Genomic DNA, 15,421 nt, shown 5'->3' with positions numbered 1-15,421 from the left:
GGGTACCACATCGCTGCGCGATGTGCAAGCGAACACCCGCGCTGCGCGCGGGTGTTGCGCTCCCGCTCCGCGGGAGCGCTGCGCTGACCACTGCGCGGTCAGCGCACCCGCCCTGCTTCGCAGGGCGGGTGACGCTCCGTCCGCTGCGCTACCGGAGCGGTGGGGGCTGCGTCCCCTGGTGCCTTCGCTGTGCTCCGGTCACCAGGTGGCGCTGCGCGCCACGAGGCGCCGGCCCCGCTGCGCGGGGCGGCTCAACGGGCCTGCGGCCCGGGCGGCAGCAAGGGGTGGGCCTCTGCGGAGGGCTGGCCTGATTCTGGGTCAGCGTCTACGGGACCAAGTGCTTCCGATTCCCGCAACGTGCAGGGCCAGTGCGGTCAGCCCCAGGAGCATCACGTTGACTGACGAGAACGTGTGATTGGTGCTGATCTCGGCCGCGTTGATGAGGAACGCGATGAAGAACAGCACTGCCGCGACTATGCCGATCATGACAAGCCCCTCTCATAGGAAGTGAAGCCCCTATGCCCGGCCGCCGCCCCCACAGGCATGGGCGGCGCCTCCGAAGCGGTCTGCCGGCTCGTGCAGGCCGCTGACGGATCCTCAGGCGTGGACGTGGCGGGTGCTTGCCGCCCTGTGCGAGGCGGCGTGATGTGCGGGCCGGCCTGTCGGGGGCACTGGGAGGCGCCGCAGGGACAGGACCGCGGTGGCGAGGAGAGCGGTGAAGACGGCCAGGAGGAGGCCGGACACCCACATCTGGCGACTCCCTGGTGCCTGCCAGCCGGTCCAGGCGGCGGATGCCGCCCACAGCAGGACGCCCGCAGCGTAGAAGGAGCGGACGCGGTGCAGCTGCCGCACGGCCCGCAGGAACTGGATACGTTCGGTCTTCGGTGCCATGCGGGGCCGTGTACCCCGATGTGCCACGACCATCAGGGCGGAAGGAATCTTGTGTCGGGCTTTCCGGGGCGTCTCGCACGTCTGCATCTCAGCGTGATGCAGCATGTAGCATTGGCGTAATTTAGGGACACCCGGTGGGGAGCGGTTGGCGTGTTGATCTACGAGTATCTTCCGCGTGAGCTTGCCCGGCTCGGGGTGGTTGCGAAAGCTGCCGGACTCGATCACCGTCGGGTAGCCGCGCAGGTATGCCCGGCTCGGGAACGCGCCGGGAGGGCGAGGACGGTCCCGTCCGAACCGCATCACGTGAGTGAGGTGTTCATCGCGGAGTTTCGGGGCCCTCAGCGGGAGCGGATCGCCAGTGTTATGGAGAAGGGGCGAATGGCTGCGTACGTGCCCTCCCGCGACTCGTGTGCCATCCGCTACCAAACGCAGCTTCTACAGCGGTTGGTGACAGGGATGGCCGGGGCCGAGCGGTCAGGTGGCGCGGCTGGGGAAATCTGGCGGCACCGCGTCTACCGGATCGATGCGCGGCCCGCCGCCGGCAGTCCCAGCCCGGACATACCTGCCCCCGTCGTCCACCTGATGGCGGCATCACCCGGTGAAGCGGCTGCGAGAGCCTGGGCCGTCCACGGAAGAGACGGCGGCCTCTACGGGCGTGGTGGTTACCGGATCACTTCTGTCCGACAAGTCCTTCCCGAGCCGGGAGAAGTCTTTTGATCCAGCTCCGAGAACATCAAGTCGAACAGAAAAAAAGTTTCCGCAAATGGGTCGGATTCTCTGCAAGATCACCTGTGCCCCCGGAGGGGGCGAGGGGCACGATCGTGTCAGCGACCGGATCGGGCAAGACGATCACCGCCGCCGCATGCGCGCTGGACTGCTTCCCCGGCGGGCGGATCCTCGTCACCGTGCCGACCCTGGACCTGCTCGTGCAGACCGCCCAGGCGTGGCGGGCGGTGGGTCACCGCTCCCCCATGGTGGCGGTGTGCTCGCTGGAGAACGACCCGGTACTGAACGAGCTGGGGGTGCGCACCACCACCAACCCGATCCAGCTCGCCCTGTGGGCCGGGAAGGGGCCGGTGGTCGTGTTCGCCACGTACGCCTCTCTCGTGGATCGGGAGGACTTCGAGGACCCGACGGGCCAGGGACGTGTTCGCGGGCCGCTGGAGGCCGCTCTGACGGGCAGAGAGCGCCTGTATGGCCAGCGCATGGACGGTTTCTCGCTCGCCATCGTGGATGAGGCCCACGGTACGGCGGGGGATCTTGGTCGTCCGTGGGCGGCGATCCACGACAACACCCGCATCCCCGCCGACTTCCGGCTCTACCTGACCGCGACCCCGCGCATCCTCGCAGCGCCCCGGCCGCAGAAGGGCACCGACGGCCAGGAGGCGGAGATCGCGACCATGGGCCAGGACTCCCAGACCTACGGGCCGTGGCTGGCCGAGCTGGGGCTCTCGGAGGCGATCGAACACGGCATCCTCGCAGGATTCGAGATCGACGTGCTCGAGATCCGCGACCCCTCCCCGGTCCTCGGGGAATCGGAGGAGGCGCAGCGGGGGCGGCGCCTGGCGCTCCTGCAGACCGCGCTACTGGAGCACGCCGCCGCGTACAACCTCCGTACGGTCATGACGTTCCACCAGAAGGTGGAGGAAGCCGCCGCGTTCGCGGAGAAGCTGCCGGAGACGGCAGCCGAGCTGTACATGAACGACGCCTCCGACGACGACCTGGGGGCCGCGGACCGGCTCCCGAAGTCGTCGATCGACGCGGCCTTCTACGAGCTGGAGGCCGGCCGCCACGTACCCCCGGACCGCGTCTGGTCGGCATGGCTGTGTGGCGACCACCTCGTCAGCGAGCGGCGCGAGGTCCTGCGGCAGTTCGCAGGCGGCATCGACGCGGCCGGCCGCCGGGTACACCGCGCGTTCCTCGCCAGCTGCCGCGTCCTCGGGGAAGGCGTCGACATCACCGGCGAACGGGGTGTGGAAGCCGTCTGCTTCGCCGACACCCGCGGCTCGCAGGTGGAGATCGTGCAGAACATCGGCCGCGCACTCCGGTTGAACCGCGACGGCAGCACGAAGGTCGCGCGCATCATCGTGCCGGTCTTCCTGGAGCCCGGCGAGGACCCCACCGACATGGTCGCCAGCGCCTCGTTCCGCCCCCTCGTAGCCGTCCTCCAAGGACTGCGATCGCACGATGAACGACTCGTCGAGCAACTCGCCTCCCGCGCACTCACCAGCGGCAAGCGCAAGGTCCACATCCGGCGCAACAAGGACGGGCAAATCGTCGAGGCCGGCGGCGAGAGCGACGGAGAGGACCAGGAGCAGGACCACACCGACACGGCTGCCAAAGCGGCGCTGCTCCACTTCTCCAGCCCGCGCGACCCGGCGACCATCGCGGCCTTCCTGCGCACCCGGGTCTACCGGCCCGAGTCCCTGGCCTGGCTCGAGGGCTACCAAGCCCTGCTCCGCTGGCGGAAAGAGCACGAGATCACCGGCCTCTACGCCATCCCCTACGACGTCGAGGTGGAAGTCGGAGTCACGAAGGACTTCCCGCTGGGGCGCTGGGTCCACCAGCAGAGGAAGGCCCTGCGGGCAGGGGAACTGGAGGAACGGCGCAAGAGCCTGCTCGACGCACCCGAGGCCGGAATGGTCTGGGAACCGGGCGAAGAAGCCTGGGAGCAGAAGCTGGCAATGCTGCGCTCGTACCACCGCGCGCACGGCCACCTCGCCCCCAGACAGGACGCGGTGTGGGACGACCCGGCCGGCAGCGGCCCCGTGCCCATCGGCCAGCACCTCGCCAACCTCCGCCGCAAAGGCGGCCTCGGCAAGGACCCGAAACGCGCGGCGGAGCGCGCCAAGCAGCTGACCGCGATCGATGAGGACTGGAACTGCCCCTGGCCGCTCAACTGGCAACGCCACTACCGAGTGCTCACCGACCTCGCCGCCGACGAACCGGGCGGCCGGCTCCCCGACATCCAACCCGGCGTGACGTTCGACGGCGACGACCTCGGACGATGGCTCCAGCAGCAGACCCAGCCGGCCACCTGGGCGCAACTGTCGAACGAGCAGCAGGAACGGCTGTCGAAGCTGGGCGTTCAGCCGCTTGAGGCCCCGTCTCCCGCCCCAGCAGCCGCTCGTGCGACGAAGGCCCCGAGCAAGGCACAGGCGGCGTTCCAGCGCGGCCTGACAGCCCTCACACAGTGGGTCGAGAGGGAGGGCCCGGACCAGCCGACGCCGCGCGGCCACGCTGAGGAGATTGTGGTCGACGGCGAGACGGAGCCGGTGGTTGTGAAACTGGGCGTATGGACATCGAACATCCGCGCGAGGTGGGGCAAGCTCACTTCCGAGCAGCAGGCCTCCCTCGCCGCCTTGGGTGTGCCCTGGGCGAAGGCCGCAGCGGTGCCTGCCCCGTCCGGCAGCATGGACGACGGTTCCGTCCGGCCCGCGCCGTCGGACGCACAGGTGCAGGAGGATTACGACCAGGGCGACACGGTGACGGGGGAAGAGCGCGAGACCCAGGCAGGACGGGGCCGGGCGCGGGTGCAGCGCATGAACGAGCTGATGCGCAAGCACACCAAGGCCGAACTGCTGCGCATGGCCTACGCGGGCGGTCTGGTGAACCACAACTCCCCCGAGAAGTGGCGCAAGGACGAAATCGCCTCCGCTGTCGTGGACATCGAGTTCCGGGCGGCCGACCGGCTCTGACCACAGCATGATGCTGTCGACGGGGCTCGCGGCTGTCCGAGGTGTACAGGTCGAACTCGAGGTGCTCGATGTCCGTGAAGCGGACCTCCTCCAGGCTGCCGGCGCGGCGGCCGCCGTCCTGGGAGTACACCTCCTTGAGCGCCTCAGCCGTGATCTCCTGCAGGCGCTGCTCGGTGGCACCCTGCTCCTGCGCCTCGAAGAGGCGCGCGGCGTAGCGAGGCGGCAGTGCGACGGTCAGGTGCCGACTGCGGTCCTGGTCCGTCGACCCGATCGGCGCGGTGTAACCGAGGCGGGTGCGGGTGTCGATGACGATGCCACCGGTCGTCGCCGCGTTCTCGCGGGCCTTCGCCCGGATCTGCGGCTGCCACCGGGCCCTCACCTCGCGCTCCAGGCGGGCGGCGAGCTGCGGGCGGGGCTTTTTGATCTGGTCCTTCACGTACCGCTCGACGGTGCGCTGGGAGATCCGCAGCATCTGGGAGACCGCCTTGGTGCCCTTGCATTGCTTGACCAGGTACCGCATCTGGGCGCCCGCGTTCTTGGGCGCGGGGCGGGTGAACGCCTTCTGCACCGCGGCGTCCAAGCCGTCCCCGAACAGGCTCATCGTCGCCTTCTCCTACTCTCCGTTGTCGACGTCGGTGATGGTGCCGTCCTTGATGTACCGGGCGAGGTTGAGCTCCGGGGCGTCGAACCGCTCGCGGACCTCTTCAGCCCCACAGGACGCTCTGGGTGCCCTCGTGCTTGACCAGGCCCGGGTTGACGCCGAGCTTGAAGCCGCCCGGCAGCGGCTTGCCGTCCCGGTAGGGCCAGCGCACGGATCTGTTTTCTTCTGGTCCTCACAGTGGCCTCGGCGCACGGGCCTAAGTGTGAGGAGGGGACACGGGGCGGGACTCCAGCTTCGGCGCCTACCGCAACGTGTTCCGTACGTAATGCGTACGGCAATCGAACGCTATTCGTACGGTTCATGGGTGTGCTGCTCTGTCCCGTGCGACGTGGCGTCCGGACATCCGAGCGGCGGTCATCTCCCGTACGCGGATCAACCTGCACCGCAACATCGTGAAGCATGCGGCGTTCACCGGGCAGTACCCGCTCGTGGTCCTGTCCGACTGCGTCGTACGCGGCAGGCGGCACCAGCCCGCTGGACTTCCTACTGAAACCACGTGGTGGCCCCCGGCTTGGCGAAGGATCCGAGAGGCAGCTTGGTGGACTCCGCTGGGCATCCGTTGCGAAAGCGCCCGCCGGGACGGCGGACACGAGACCGTGGTGGAGTGACCCATCACCCCGGCCTGCTGCGGACCGCTCCCCTGCAGAGGGAGACGACCTCGTCGCTGATCTGCCGCATCGCGAGCCGCTACGGGATGGAAGCGAAGGTGTTGCGGTCGTGCTGGCACTGGCGCAATTACCCGCCCGGGCACGACGGCGGGGGCGCGCGGGCCGACGCCGAGGTGCTGCTGAACACGCCCGGACGGCAGCTCCTGGCAGGCCTGTGCGGCGTCGAGGAAGACGTGCTGGCGCGGGCGTTGCCGTCCTGGGGGCAAGAGGACTCCAAGCTGGGGGCCGGAGAGAACGGGGTGCCGGCGGCGGCGTGGCGGACCGGGGGCGCGGTCGCCGGGCCGGTCGCGTTCGGCTGCCGCCTGTGCGCGGCCCGGCGTACGGGGACGGCCGTGCGGGTGGTGCGGTATGCGCCGCGGTGGGAGCGGGTGTGTGTCCGGCACGGGCGGTGGCTCCTGGACGCGGACGCCGACCAGCCCCTGGAACATCTGGACGTGCGGGGTGTGCCGGAGGTGGCCGCGGCGCAGCGGCGGTGGGCCGGTGTGGCGCGGCGGGCAGCACGGACGGGGGCCGAGCCGGAGAGAGTGTTCGCGCTGGCGCACGCGGTGGTCGCCCGGTGGTGGGAACAGGCCCTGCACTGGGAGCGCGAGGCGACCTGGCCGCAGCGGCTGCACCAGGTCGCGGGCGGCAACGCCAGAACAGAGCTGGAGCGGTGGCGGATCGTGGGCCGGGACACCGTCGTCTTCCCCGAAGTGGTGGCCGTCGCCGACGCACTGCTGGACCCGGCCATGGCCGAGCTGGCCTGGCGGGCAAGCGGAGGGACGCGGCCTCGGGCGCGGGGCGGGGACGACCCGTTGTGTCACCGGCTGGGCGAGCGCGTCGGGCGGGGGTGGTTGGGGCCGCTGGCCGCGACCGACTACGGCAGCCCGCTGAGCGGCTGGAGGAGTGCGATCGTGCGCGCCCGCCGCGGCAGCGGGCCGCCGGGATGGCGGGACGATCCGTGGCATCTGAAGCGGGAACAGCAGCCCTCTACGATGGCCGGCCAGCTGCGCGTCATGACGGCGGAGGCGCAGGCGGGCGGCTCTGGTACCCGGTGGCGCGCCACCGTTTCTGCCGAACACCGCTTCCACATCACGCGGTTGCTCGATGAGGCCCGCGAGGAGCTGGCGCAGCTGCGCGGCGTGCAGAGCGGCACCACCGCCGAGGTAGCCCGGGAACTGCTGGAACGCCTCAGTCAGAGTGCCGAGCTGATCGACCGGGCCGTGCTGCATACCGCCGCCGCGGCCGTCGCGGCCGGGGCGGCGCTTGAGGAGGTGGCCCAGTGGTCCCGCCTGCCCGCCGAGGAGCTGTCGCAGATCCTCGCCGCGGGGTGAAGACTGACGCATCCGACGCCATGCCGGGCAGCGGCCCTGGCATGACGGTCCGCTGTGCGTGCGGCGAGCAGCCGTCGGAGAAGGGCGGCCCGGCAGCCGAGAAAAGTGCAGGGGTGCGCACTGACACCGGCGAGCCTGGATGGCATCCTGACCCGTGCTCGCAGCCCAACAGGCATGCCGAACTGCCTAGTTGATGCGATTTTGGGTTACCGGCCGGTTCGCCTGCGCGGCAGGCCAGGCATGGCGTTATGTGGAGTTCGTGATCATCGACAGCAGCCAGGACGGCGCGCAGGGCGGCTTGCCCACGCCCGCGTCGGGCGCCTGCCGGGTGCCGGAGGCGGGCGCGGTGGAGGCGGAGTTCGCCGGGGTGGACGGCACGCTGGTGCAGCGCCGCTGGATTGAGGCGGCCGTGGCGGTGCGGTTCGAGCGGCTTGCGCCGGTGTCTGCGTTCCCGGTGGTGCCGGGGCGGCGGTGGGGGCCGGGCTGGTGGTGGTCGGCCACGACCGGGCGGCATGTGATGCACGGTTCGCAGGCGATGTGCATGCAGCTGATGATCTTGACCGCGATCCGTGGGTGGTGGGCCTGTCGGCGCGGCCGGTGCGGCTGATCTGGCGGGATCTGGACAGCGGGCGGGCCCTGACGTGGGTGCCGCAGCTGTTCGCCCGCTACGCCGACGGCCGCGCGCTGCTCGCCGACTGCTCCGCCGTCTCGACGACCGCCGGGACGCGGGCCGAGCACGCCGCCGCGGTGCTTGCCACGGCGTGTGCGGCGGTCGGGTTCACCTACCGACGCCTGGTGCTGCCGGACAAGGCGGTGGCGGCGAATGTGCGGTGGCTGGCCGGCTACCGCCATCCGCGCCACCGCGACGCCGGCGGGCTCGAGCAAGCGGTGCTGGAGGCGTTCGCCGCCCCGCGGCCGCTGATGGCCGGGGCCGCGGCGGTGGGCGAGGTCCTCGCCGCGCTGCCGGTGCTCTACCACGCGCTGTGGCACGGCCGGCTGACCGCGGACCTGACACGGCCGCTGGGCGAGCACACCCTCGTTGCGCCCGGCCCTACCGCAGGCGACGGGGAGCAGGAGCAGCACGGCAGGTGAGCAGGCACAAGGTAACCGCTCCCGGCGGGCGGTGTGTTGGGGTGGGCGCTCAGGTCAGGTTTGAGGCCCGCACCTGGCAGGTGACCGGTCTGGTCGAGGGGCGGGGGTATCTGGCCGCCGACGGCTTCGAGGTCCTCGGCCAGGCCACCTTGCAGGTTCCGGCCGCCTCCGTGTGGGCGGCGCTGCAGTTGCTTGTCCGGGAGCGGGCGATGGCCTGGTGGGACGCGCAGGCACAGGCCGAGCAGTGGTGAGTGCACCCGGCCGTCCGGGCCGGCCCGTGGCCGCTGCGGGCGGCAGGCAGGTGAAGCTGGGGGCGTATGTGACGTTCCAGGACGGTACCTGGCAGGTGGCCGCGGTGGCCGGTGCGTCGGTGACGCTGGTCGGCGAGGACGGGCAGACGGCTTCGGTGCTGGCCTCGTTCCTGTTCTCCGACCCGACGTTCACGGTGGTGGGCTCTCCGGCCGCCGGCGTGCAGCCGTGGGGGCTGCTGGAGTCGGTGCCCGAGCGGGAGCGGGAGCGAGCTCTTGCCTGGCAGCGGCACATCCGCGAGATCGAGACCGGGCTGCCCGGCGGCCCGGGCAGCGTGGGGACGCCGCGGCCCGAGTATGACCCGCAGCGCACATCGATGGCCGAGCGGGAGCAGGCCAAGGCCGACGAACTCGCCCGGCTGGGCTGGCCGAAGGCCAGCCGGGCCACCGTGCGCCGCATGCGTGCCCGCTACCACGACCAAGGGCTGTGGGGTCTGATCCGACGCCGCAAACCATCGAGTGCGACCGGGCAGGCCGACGAACGGGTGGTGGCCGCGATCCTGGAGGCGCTGCGCCGCCAGCGCGGCCGCTCCAAAGGCACCCTGAAAGGGCTGCGGGAGCTGACCGGGCAGATCCTGGCCGACACCCACGGGCCGGGCACGGTGCCGGCGCCGCCGCCGTCGACGTTCAACCGGTTGGCGCGGGTGCTGGCCGACCCGCTGGAGCATCCCGGACGGCCCGCCCGCACAGCCACCGCGCCGGTGCGGCCCTTCACACCGACGGTGGCACTGCGACCGGGCGAGCTGGTGCAGATCGACACCACCCGCCTCGATGTGATGGCCATCAGCGAGGACGGCCGTGCGGTGCGCCCGGAACTCACCATCGCTCTCGAGGTGGCGACCAGGTCGGTGGTGGCGGCCGTGCTGCGCGAGGAGGGCACCAAGGCTGTGGACGCCGCCCTGCTGCTGGCGGAGATGGCCGTGCCGCACCCGTCGCGGCCCGGCTGGCCCGACCACCTGCGCCTGGCCCACGCCGCCGTCCCCTACGACCGGCTCCTCGCCTTGGACGACCGGCTGGAACAGGCGGCAGCGCGGCCGGTGGTGGTACCGGAGACGATCGTCATCGACCGCGGGCGAGTGTTCGTCTCCACCGCGTTCCTGGCCGCCTGCGAAACCCTGGGGGTGAGTGTGCAGCCCGCACCACCCCGGTCCCCGACCGCGAAGGGCGCCGTCGAGCGCACGTTCGGAAGCTTCAACACGCTCTTCGCGCAGCACGTCGCCGGCTACACCGGCCCCCACGTCCTCGCGCGCGGCGAGGCAGTCCAGGACGAAGCCCGGTTCACCGTGGTCCAGTTGCAGGAGCTGCTGGACGAATGGATCACCGCGTGCTGGCAGCACCGCCCCCACGAGGGTTTGCGCCACCCCCTCCTGCCCAAAGCAGCCCTGACCCCCAACGAGATGTGGGGCGCGCTGCTGGGCGCATCCGGATACGTGCCACTGCCGCTGGCCGGCGCCGACTACCTGGAACTGCTGCCGGTGCGCTTCCATCCCGTCACCGGCCGCGGCATCCGCATCAACCACCGCACCTACGACCACACCCTGCTCAACGAGCCCCGCGGACGGCCCTCCCCCGCCGGCGCGGGCGGCAAGTGGGAGATCCACCTCAACCCGCACGACGTACGGCAGATCTACATCAGGCTGCCCGACGGACACCTGCACGAGATCCCGTGGATCCACCGCGACCACGTCCACGCCCCGATGAGCGAACCCACCTGGCGCCACATCCGCACCGCCCTCAGACGGCGCGCAGGCCGCGAGGAGCACGAAGCCGCCCTCGCACAAGCCGCCGACCAGGTCCTGCGCCGCGCCCGGCCCACCACTACGGCACAACCAGCACCGCCCAGGACGACGCCGGGCACGCACACCGCAGAGGCAGCCCCCCGGGCAGCGGGCGGCCAACCAGCGGTGAGCCGCTACGAGGCCGAGGCCGAGGACAGCCGCGACGCGCTGGAAGCCCGAGTCCAGGCCGAGGCTCGTGACGACGCCGGCGCCGACGAGACCGGCGCGCACCCGCTGCCGGTGACCGGCGCACTCACGCTGTACGACGCCGACCAGGAGGCCGAACTGTGGTGACCCGTACCGATCCCCCCGCCCCCGATGACGGGGAAGCAGCCGCGGGGACGGTGACGACGTTCGACGCCTTCGCCCGCTTCGCCCACGCCGCACCCCCCACACCACCAAAGCCGGGCCAGGCACCACGGCCGCCTGAGGAACGCCTCGCCTACCACTCGCAGTTCGTCACCGTGCGCACCCCGGCCATCGCGACCCTCGCACGCCAGGTCCGCACGCTGATGATCCTCGGCCGGCATCAACACGTCACCGCCCGGCCGTCACTGATCGTCACCGGGCCGGCCACCACCGGCAAGACCACCGCGCTGCTGCAGGTCGGCCGGACCTGCCACCTCGCCCACACCCGCCGCGCCGCCCCAGGCGACGCCAGTGTGCCCGTCGCCTATGTGCTGGTGCCGCCCGGCGCCACCGCCAAGACCCTGGCCGGGGAGTTCGCCCGCTACCTCGGCATCCCCACAACCGCCCGCATGACCACCGCACAGATCACAACGGCTGTCTGCCACACCTACACCGCGGCCGGGGTCAAGCTCGTGCTGATCGACGAGATCCACCGGCTCAACCCCCGCACGTCCACCGGCGCGGAGGCCGCCGACTGGCTCAAAGACCTCACCGAACGTGTGCCCGCCACGTTCGTCTACGCCGGCATCGACGTCACCGCCAGCGCCGTGTTCACCGGCGTGCGCGGGGCCCAACTCGCCGGACGGGCCTCCCTGATCGACTGCGGAGCACTGCCCGCCCGCGCCGGCGACCGGCAGCCGTTCCGCGAGCTGATCACCGCCCTGGAACAGGCCCTCGACCTCACCGCACACCGGCCGGGCACCCTGCCCAGACTCGCGCCCTACCTCCACGAACGAACCGCCGGACGGATCGGCAGCCTGGCCCGCCTCATCCGACAAGCCGCCATCGAAGCCATCCTGGACAGCAGCGAACGCATCACCAAACCACTGCTGGACTCCATCGCGCTGGACCACCTCGCCGAAGAGCACTACCGGCCCCGCACCCCCGGACGCCGCGCCCGGCCCGGCAGCCGGTGACCACCCACACCGCGAGCCGCCCCACGGTACGAGCCGGCACCATGTGGCCCACCCCGCCCGGCGCACTGCACGTGAGGCCGCTGCCCCGCGAGAGCGCCGCCTCCTACCTCACCCGCCTCGCAGCCGCCTACCACCTCTCCCCCGCCCAGCTCCTCGACGGCCTGCACATCACCGCCACCGGCACCTCGACGGGCCTGCCCGCCACCGAAATCCACCTCAGCAACGAAGCCACCCGCCGCCTGTCAGGCTTCACCCGCATCCCGCCCGCACACCTCGCCCACGCCCTGCCCCGCCGCCCCCCGCCCGCCGCCATCGGCATCGCCCACGCCGCCACCGCCCGCTGGCAGCCCGTCCAGCCCGCGCTGCAGCCGCTGCCGGCATGCACCGCCTGCACCATCCGCCGCAGCCCGCACCAAGCCCACCCCGCATGGATCCACCCGACACCGGACCTGCCCAGGATCATGATCTGCACCCGCCACCAACAGGCCGCCAGCGACCCCAGACACCCCGCGCCCCTCGACATCCGCCCCGTCCCCGACCTCACACGGACCCACCTCCGCGCCCGCCGCCGCCCGACGGCGACCTCCCTGAGCTGGGCATCGACGATCACCACACGCTGGTACGACCACCACCAACACCTGCACCAACGCTGGCACACACGCCTCAACCAGCTCACCGCCGCCAATCCCCACCTCCCCCAAGGCCCGGCCTCCCCCGCCCTGACCTGCCGGAACCTGATCACCTACCCGGAGACCCTCACCCTCGCCGCGGCGCTTGACCGCCTGCCGCTGTACCCCCTGCCCCGCAGCCAGCAGAGCGCCTTCCTCCACGACCTGGCCGGCCGCCTGGACCTGCCCCGCCTCGCACCCGCCGACCACGACCTGCTCTGGCAACGCCTCCACGCCCGCTGAACCACCCACGTGCCCCTGCTGCCCAGACCTCAACACACCGGCCGACCAGGCCCCGTACCTATAGACGCGCCAACCACCCTGCGCAAAAACCACCGCCCCACCCAGCACACTGCGCAACACCAAACACCCAGCTCAGCACACGTATCGTCCAGCACCGAACACTTGGCTTCGCGTAAACCTCCCCCACGAAACGAACACACCGCTCAAAACAACTGAGCAACAGCACGCCACAACCAAGATCAATAAGCAGACGCCACAGCTACGCCACAGCCGCCAGGCGCACCCCCGGCACAAGGCGCCTGGACGGTGAATCCACCATCAGCTCCTGGGCGCGGTGGTGGCCGTCGCAGAAGTGGACATGGGCGAGACCTTCGGCGGTGATGTCGCGCAGCTGCTGCTCGCCGGCGCCGGCCTGCCGGGCGTCGAACAGGCGAACCGCATAGATGGGCGGCAGGACGAGGGTCAGGTGACGCAGGCCGGCGTCGTGGGTGGTATCGGGCGCTGCGGCCAGGTCTCCCTGCGGAACACCCCCGCGTCGGCGGGGGGATGCGGACCGAGGTCGCCGATGGAGGTAGAACGATCGTCCGTTGGGCGGACGGCTCCCGCCCAACGGAAGTAGCCGTTCATGGAGTGGGAGTGCCGGGCCGATTCACACGCCGCAGATCCGACAGGTTGACTCGCGTCAGCACCGGCCGCAGCAGAGCACGCTTCTGGTGGTAGTCCTGCCAGTGCCCCTCCAGCGCTTTGTCCTCCAGCTCGATGTAGCTGACCCCTGTACCCGAGTCGGGCAGGATCTGGAAGGCGTCCACACCACCATGGCCGGCGATGAACTCTTCGGCCAGGTCGAGGAACGTCGGGGGCGCATGGTCGATATGGAGCTCGGCGGCGGACGGGATTGGTGCGCCGGTGACGCTGCAGACAAGCGGCTGTCCGGAGTTGAGTGCCTCGTTCCGTGCGGCCGCCACCTGGTCAGCGATCGCGTGCCGCAGTGCGGCGAGCACCTGGGTGCATTGGTTGAGCGGGGTCAGGCAGGCGTTCCAGGAGAAGTCGGCCACCTCGCCGTCGAGCCGCACGAGGGCGATTCCGACACTTCTGCGGCCGTGGTCGTTGTGGGCTATGACACGGAAGTGCGCAATGCCGGTGCCCCGTTTGAGGTGGTATTCAGGGTGGCGTTCGAGAAGACGGCGGAGGAATGCGTCGTCGTCGGGATCGGTGACGTCACCGCCGACACCGTATCGCTGGACGATGCCGCGACAGACATTCCGTACGGCTTCCTTGGTGGGGTAGTGGGTCGCACCGATGGTGATGCCTCTGGGCACGGTGATCTCCGTTCGGGCCGCGGTCTCCTCGAGGGCAGTTGTTGCATGATGGCAGGCAGCAGCGGGACGTGTTCCGGAGCCTGCCGCCCCAGCCTGGGTGGTCCTCGGCCCGGATAGCGGCGGTCGGGCAGCTGGCGGAACGGACGCTGCCTCCAGCTTCTTGACGAGGACTGTAGAAGGGCCCGGCCGACTGGCCGGGCCCTTCGTCATTTAGGCGAGGTCAGGATGTGAGTAGGTGATTCCGACGTCTCCAGCTGAGGTCGCGGCGAGGGTCACGACCTTCCAGATCGCCTCGGGAACGCCAGCCCGGGGACCGCTCCAGGCTTCGCTGAGGAGGTCAATGGTGAACCCCACGGAGTTGCCATCTGGCCCCTTCGCCGAGAACTTGACCTCCTGAGCTGCCCACGGGTTGTCGTCGACAGAGGCGAACTGCACCAGCGCGTGGTACACCGCGAACTCCTTGCCGTTCCGGGTGACGGTGAGAGTGCCTGGCCGAAGGTGGACGCCGACGTGGACTTGGGTGTCCTCGTGCACGACGACGGGTTCGCCGGCGGCGCTCAGGTCCATGTTGCTCTCCAGGGATGTCGGAGGGGGCAGATGCTGAGCATGGCAGCTAACCGCCCACCGCGAGAGGGTGTCTATGAACCGATCGATTGATGGACGCAAGGGCTTGACACGGTGATCTTCCGCTGACGTGTCCCACTTCCTGGCCAACAATGACGGGCCGCCAGCCTGATGATTTCACTCATCAGCGTCAGCCAGGCCGCCAGCGCCAAGAGCTCGGCGTGGGGCGGGTGTCATCGCCGGGGGTGCGTCGAGGACGCAGCGGGTGCAGAGTTCGGCGAGGTCGGGCAGGCGCCGAGCAGGGCTAGAGCCCGCAGCCGTGACCAGGGATCGCGCTCACCCCGGTCACGACCCGGTGCTCCGGCTCATCGGCCGGCGGCACTGACCACGGTGGTCACCATCGCCACCAGCACCGCCGCGCCCGTCAGCGCCACGGTCAGCGGCGCGGTGAGCACCGGGCGCCGGTAGACGGCGTACCCGAGCACGGCGACGACCAGAGCGCCGACCAGGACCAGCAGCAGGACGACCAGCAGAGCGAGTGTGGACATACGGGTTCCCCCTCAGGATTGGGCACGCGGGTGGTCCGCGTGCGGTGGAGGCGGAGCGTGGACGCTCCTCAGCCCTTGCGTCTCGGGCAGGCGTCCCGGACAGTGCCTAGCCCCGCAACCCCCGCCTGATCAGCGCGCTTACACCCGGTTGTGGGCCTCGTCACGTGGTGGGTGGTGGGACGGGGCTACGGTGCTGACACTCTGGTTATGGGGGAAACCGCCACCGATGTTTGGGTCGATCTCAGTTTTCTTCGAGAGAGCCGAGCCGTGACGGGCGGACAGCGCAGCCGCCTGGTGCTCGCCGAAGTTCACCGCCTCGCGCGTGCGCGACACGCGCGGCCTTGG

At 70.8% G+C, this 15,421-nt stretch carries 13 protein-coding genes and 3 pseudogenes; 9 read left to right on the top strand and 7 right to left on the bottom strand.

Annotated features, from left to right (window positions below; translation table 11 throughout):
- Nucleotides 1–318: 318 nt before the first annotated feature.
- Both ACGFT1_RS34035 and ACGFT1_RS34030 read right to left on the bottom strand, forming a co-directional pair.
- A complete protein-coding gene (locus ACGFT1_RS34035) occupies nt 319–486 on the bottom strand; it encodes a hypothetical protein (protein WP_373912842.1) in 168 nt (55 codons plus the stop codon).
- 111 nt (nt 487–597) lie between these two features.
- Nucleotides 598–891: a hypothetical protein gene (locus tag ACGFT1_RS34030; protein WP_373912841.1), complete on the bottom strand. Its 294-nt coding sequence runs from the start codon at nt 889–891 to the stop codon at nt 598–600.
- Between the two features lie 713 nt (nt 892–1,604).
- On the opposite strand from ACGFT1_RS34030, the gene ACGFT1_RS34025 reads away from it, so the two are divergent.
- Nucleotides 1,605–4,589, top strand: a complete 2,985-nt coding sequence (locus ACGFT1_RS34025; protein WP_373912840.1) for a Helicase associated domain protein — start codon at nt 1,605–1,607, stop codon at nt 4,587–4,589.
- 46 nt (nt 4,590–4,635) lie between these two features.
- Here the strand turns inward: ACGFT1_RS34025 and tpg are convergent.
- Both tpg and ACGFT1_RS34015 read right to left on the bottom strand, forming a co-directional pair.
- Nucleotides 4,636–5,190, bottom strand: a pseudogene (gene tpg, locus ACGFT1_RS34020) (telomere-protecting terminal protein Tpg); the annotation flags it as partial.
- 12 nt (nt 5,191–5,202) lie between these two features.
- Nucleotides 5,203–5,392, bottom strand: a pseudogene (locus ACGFT1_RS34015) (hypothetical protein); the annotation flags it as partial.
- A gap of 169 nt (nt 5,393–5,561) precedes the next feature.
- On the opposite strand from ACGFT1_RS34015, the pseudogene ACGFT1_RS34010 reads away from it, so the two are divergent.
- The 8 genes and pseudogenes from ACGFT1_RS34010 to ACGFT1_RS33975 form a co-directional block, all read left to right on the top strand.
- Nucleotides 5,562–5,766 (top strand): annotated as a pseudogene (locus ACGFT1_RS34010) (hypothetical protein); the annotation flags it as partial.
- A gap of 88 nt (nt 5,767–5,854) precedes the next feature.
- Entirely contained in the window at nt 5,855–7,231 is a 1,377-nt protein-coding gene (locus tag ACGFT1_RS34005) for a DNA-binding protein (protein WP_373912839.1), read from the top strand.
- A 259-nt stretch (nt 7,232–7,490) separates the two neighbouring features.
- Nucleotides 7,491–7,838 carry a hypothetical protein gene (locus ACGFT1_RS34000; RefSeq protein ID WP_373912838.1) on the top strand — a complete coding sequence of 116 codons (348 nt, stop codon included), beginning with the start codon at nt 7,491–7,493 and terminating at the stop codon, nt 7,836–7,838.
- A complete protein-coding gene (locus ACGFT1_RS33995) occupies nt 7,805–8,323 on the top strand; it encodes a TnsA-like heteromeric transposase endonuclease subunit (RefSeq protein WP_373912837.1) in 519 nt (172 codons plus the stop codon). Before ACGFT1_RS34000 ends, ACGFT1_RS33995 begins: the two co-directional genes overlap by 34 nt.
- A 41-nt stretch (nt 8,324–8,364) precedes the next feature.
- Entirely contained in the window at nt 8,365–8,574 is a 210-nt protein-coding gene (locus tag ACGFT1_RS33990; RefSeq protein WP_373912836.1) for a hypothetical protein, read from the top strand.
- On the top strand, nt 8,568–10,703 hold the full coding sequence (locus ACGFT1_RS33985; protein ID WP_373912835.1) for a transposase: 2,136 nt from the start codon (nt 8,568–8,570) through the stop codon (nt 10,701–10,703). Before ACGFT1_RS33990 ends, ACGFT1_RS33985 begins: the two co-directional genes overlap by 7 nt.
- Before the next feature lie 50 nt (nt 10,704–10,753).
- Nucleotides 10,754–11,734, top strand: a complete 981-nt coding sequence (locus ACGFT1_RS33980) for a TniB family NTP-binding protein (protein WP_373912846.1) — start codon at nt 10,754–10,756, stop codon at nt 11,732–11,734.
- A complete protein-coding gene (locus tag ACGFT1_RS33975) occupies nt 11,731–12,645 on the top strand; it encodes a TniQ family protein (RefSeq protein ID WP_373912834.1) in 915 nt (304 codons plus the stop codon). Before ACGFT1_RS33980 ends, ACGFT1_RS33975 begins: the two co-directional genes overlap by 4 nt.
- 623 nt (nt 12,646–13,268) lie before the next feature.
- On the opposite strand, the gene ACGFT1_RS33970 is transcribed toward ACGFT1_RS33975, so the two are convergent.
- From ACGFT1_RS33970 to ACGFT1_RS33960, 3 genes are all read right to left on the bottom strand, one after another.
- On the bottom strand, nt 13,269–13,964 hold the full coding sequence (locus tag ACGFT1_RS33970) for a DCL family protein (RefSeq protein WP_373912833.1): 696 nt from the start codon (nt 13,962–13,964) through the stop codon (nt 13,269–13,271).
- Between the two features lie 210 nt (nt 13,965–14,174).
- Nucleotides 14,175–14,531 (bottom strand): hypothetical protein, encoded by a 357-nt coding sequence (locus ACGFT1_RS33965; protein WP_373912831.1) that lies wholly within the window; start codon nt 14,529–14,531, stop codon nt 14,175–14,177.
- 362 nt (nt 14,532–14,893) lie between these two features.
- Nucleotides 14,894–15,076: a hypothetical protein gene (locus tag ACGFT1_RS33960; RefSeq protein ID WP_373912830.1), complete on the bottom strand. Its 183-nt coding sequence runs from the start codon at nt 15,074–15,076 to the stop codon at nt 14,894–14,896.
- Nucleotides 15,077–15,421: the final 345 nt, after the last annotated feature.

It is taken from the genome of Streptomyces sp. Y20 (assembly GCF_043195475.1).
Lineage (GTDB): Bacteria > Actinomycetota > Actinomycetes > Streptomycetales > Streptomycetaceae > Streptomyces.
This window is presented reverse-complemented; position numbering and strand designations above follow the sequence as displayed.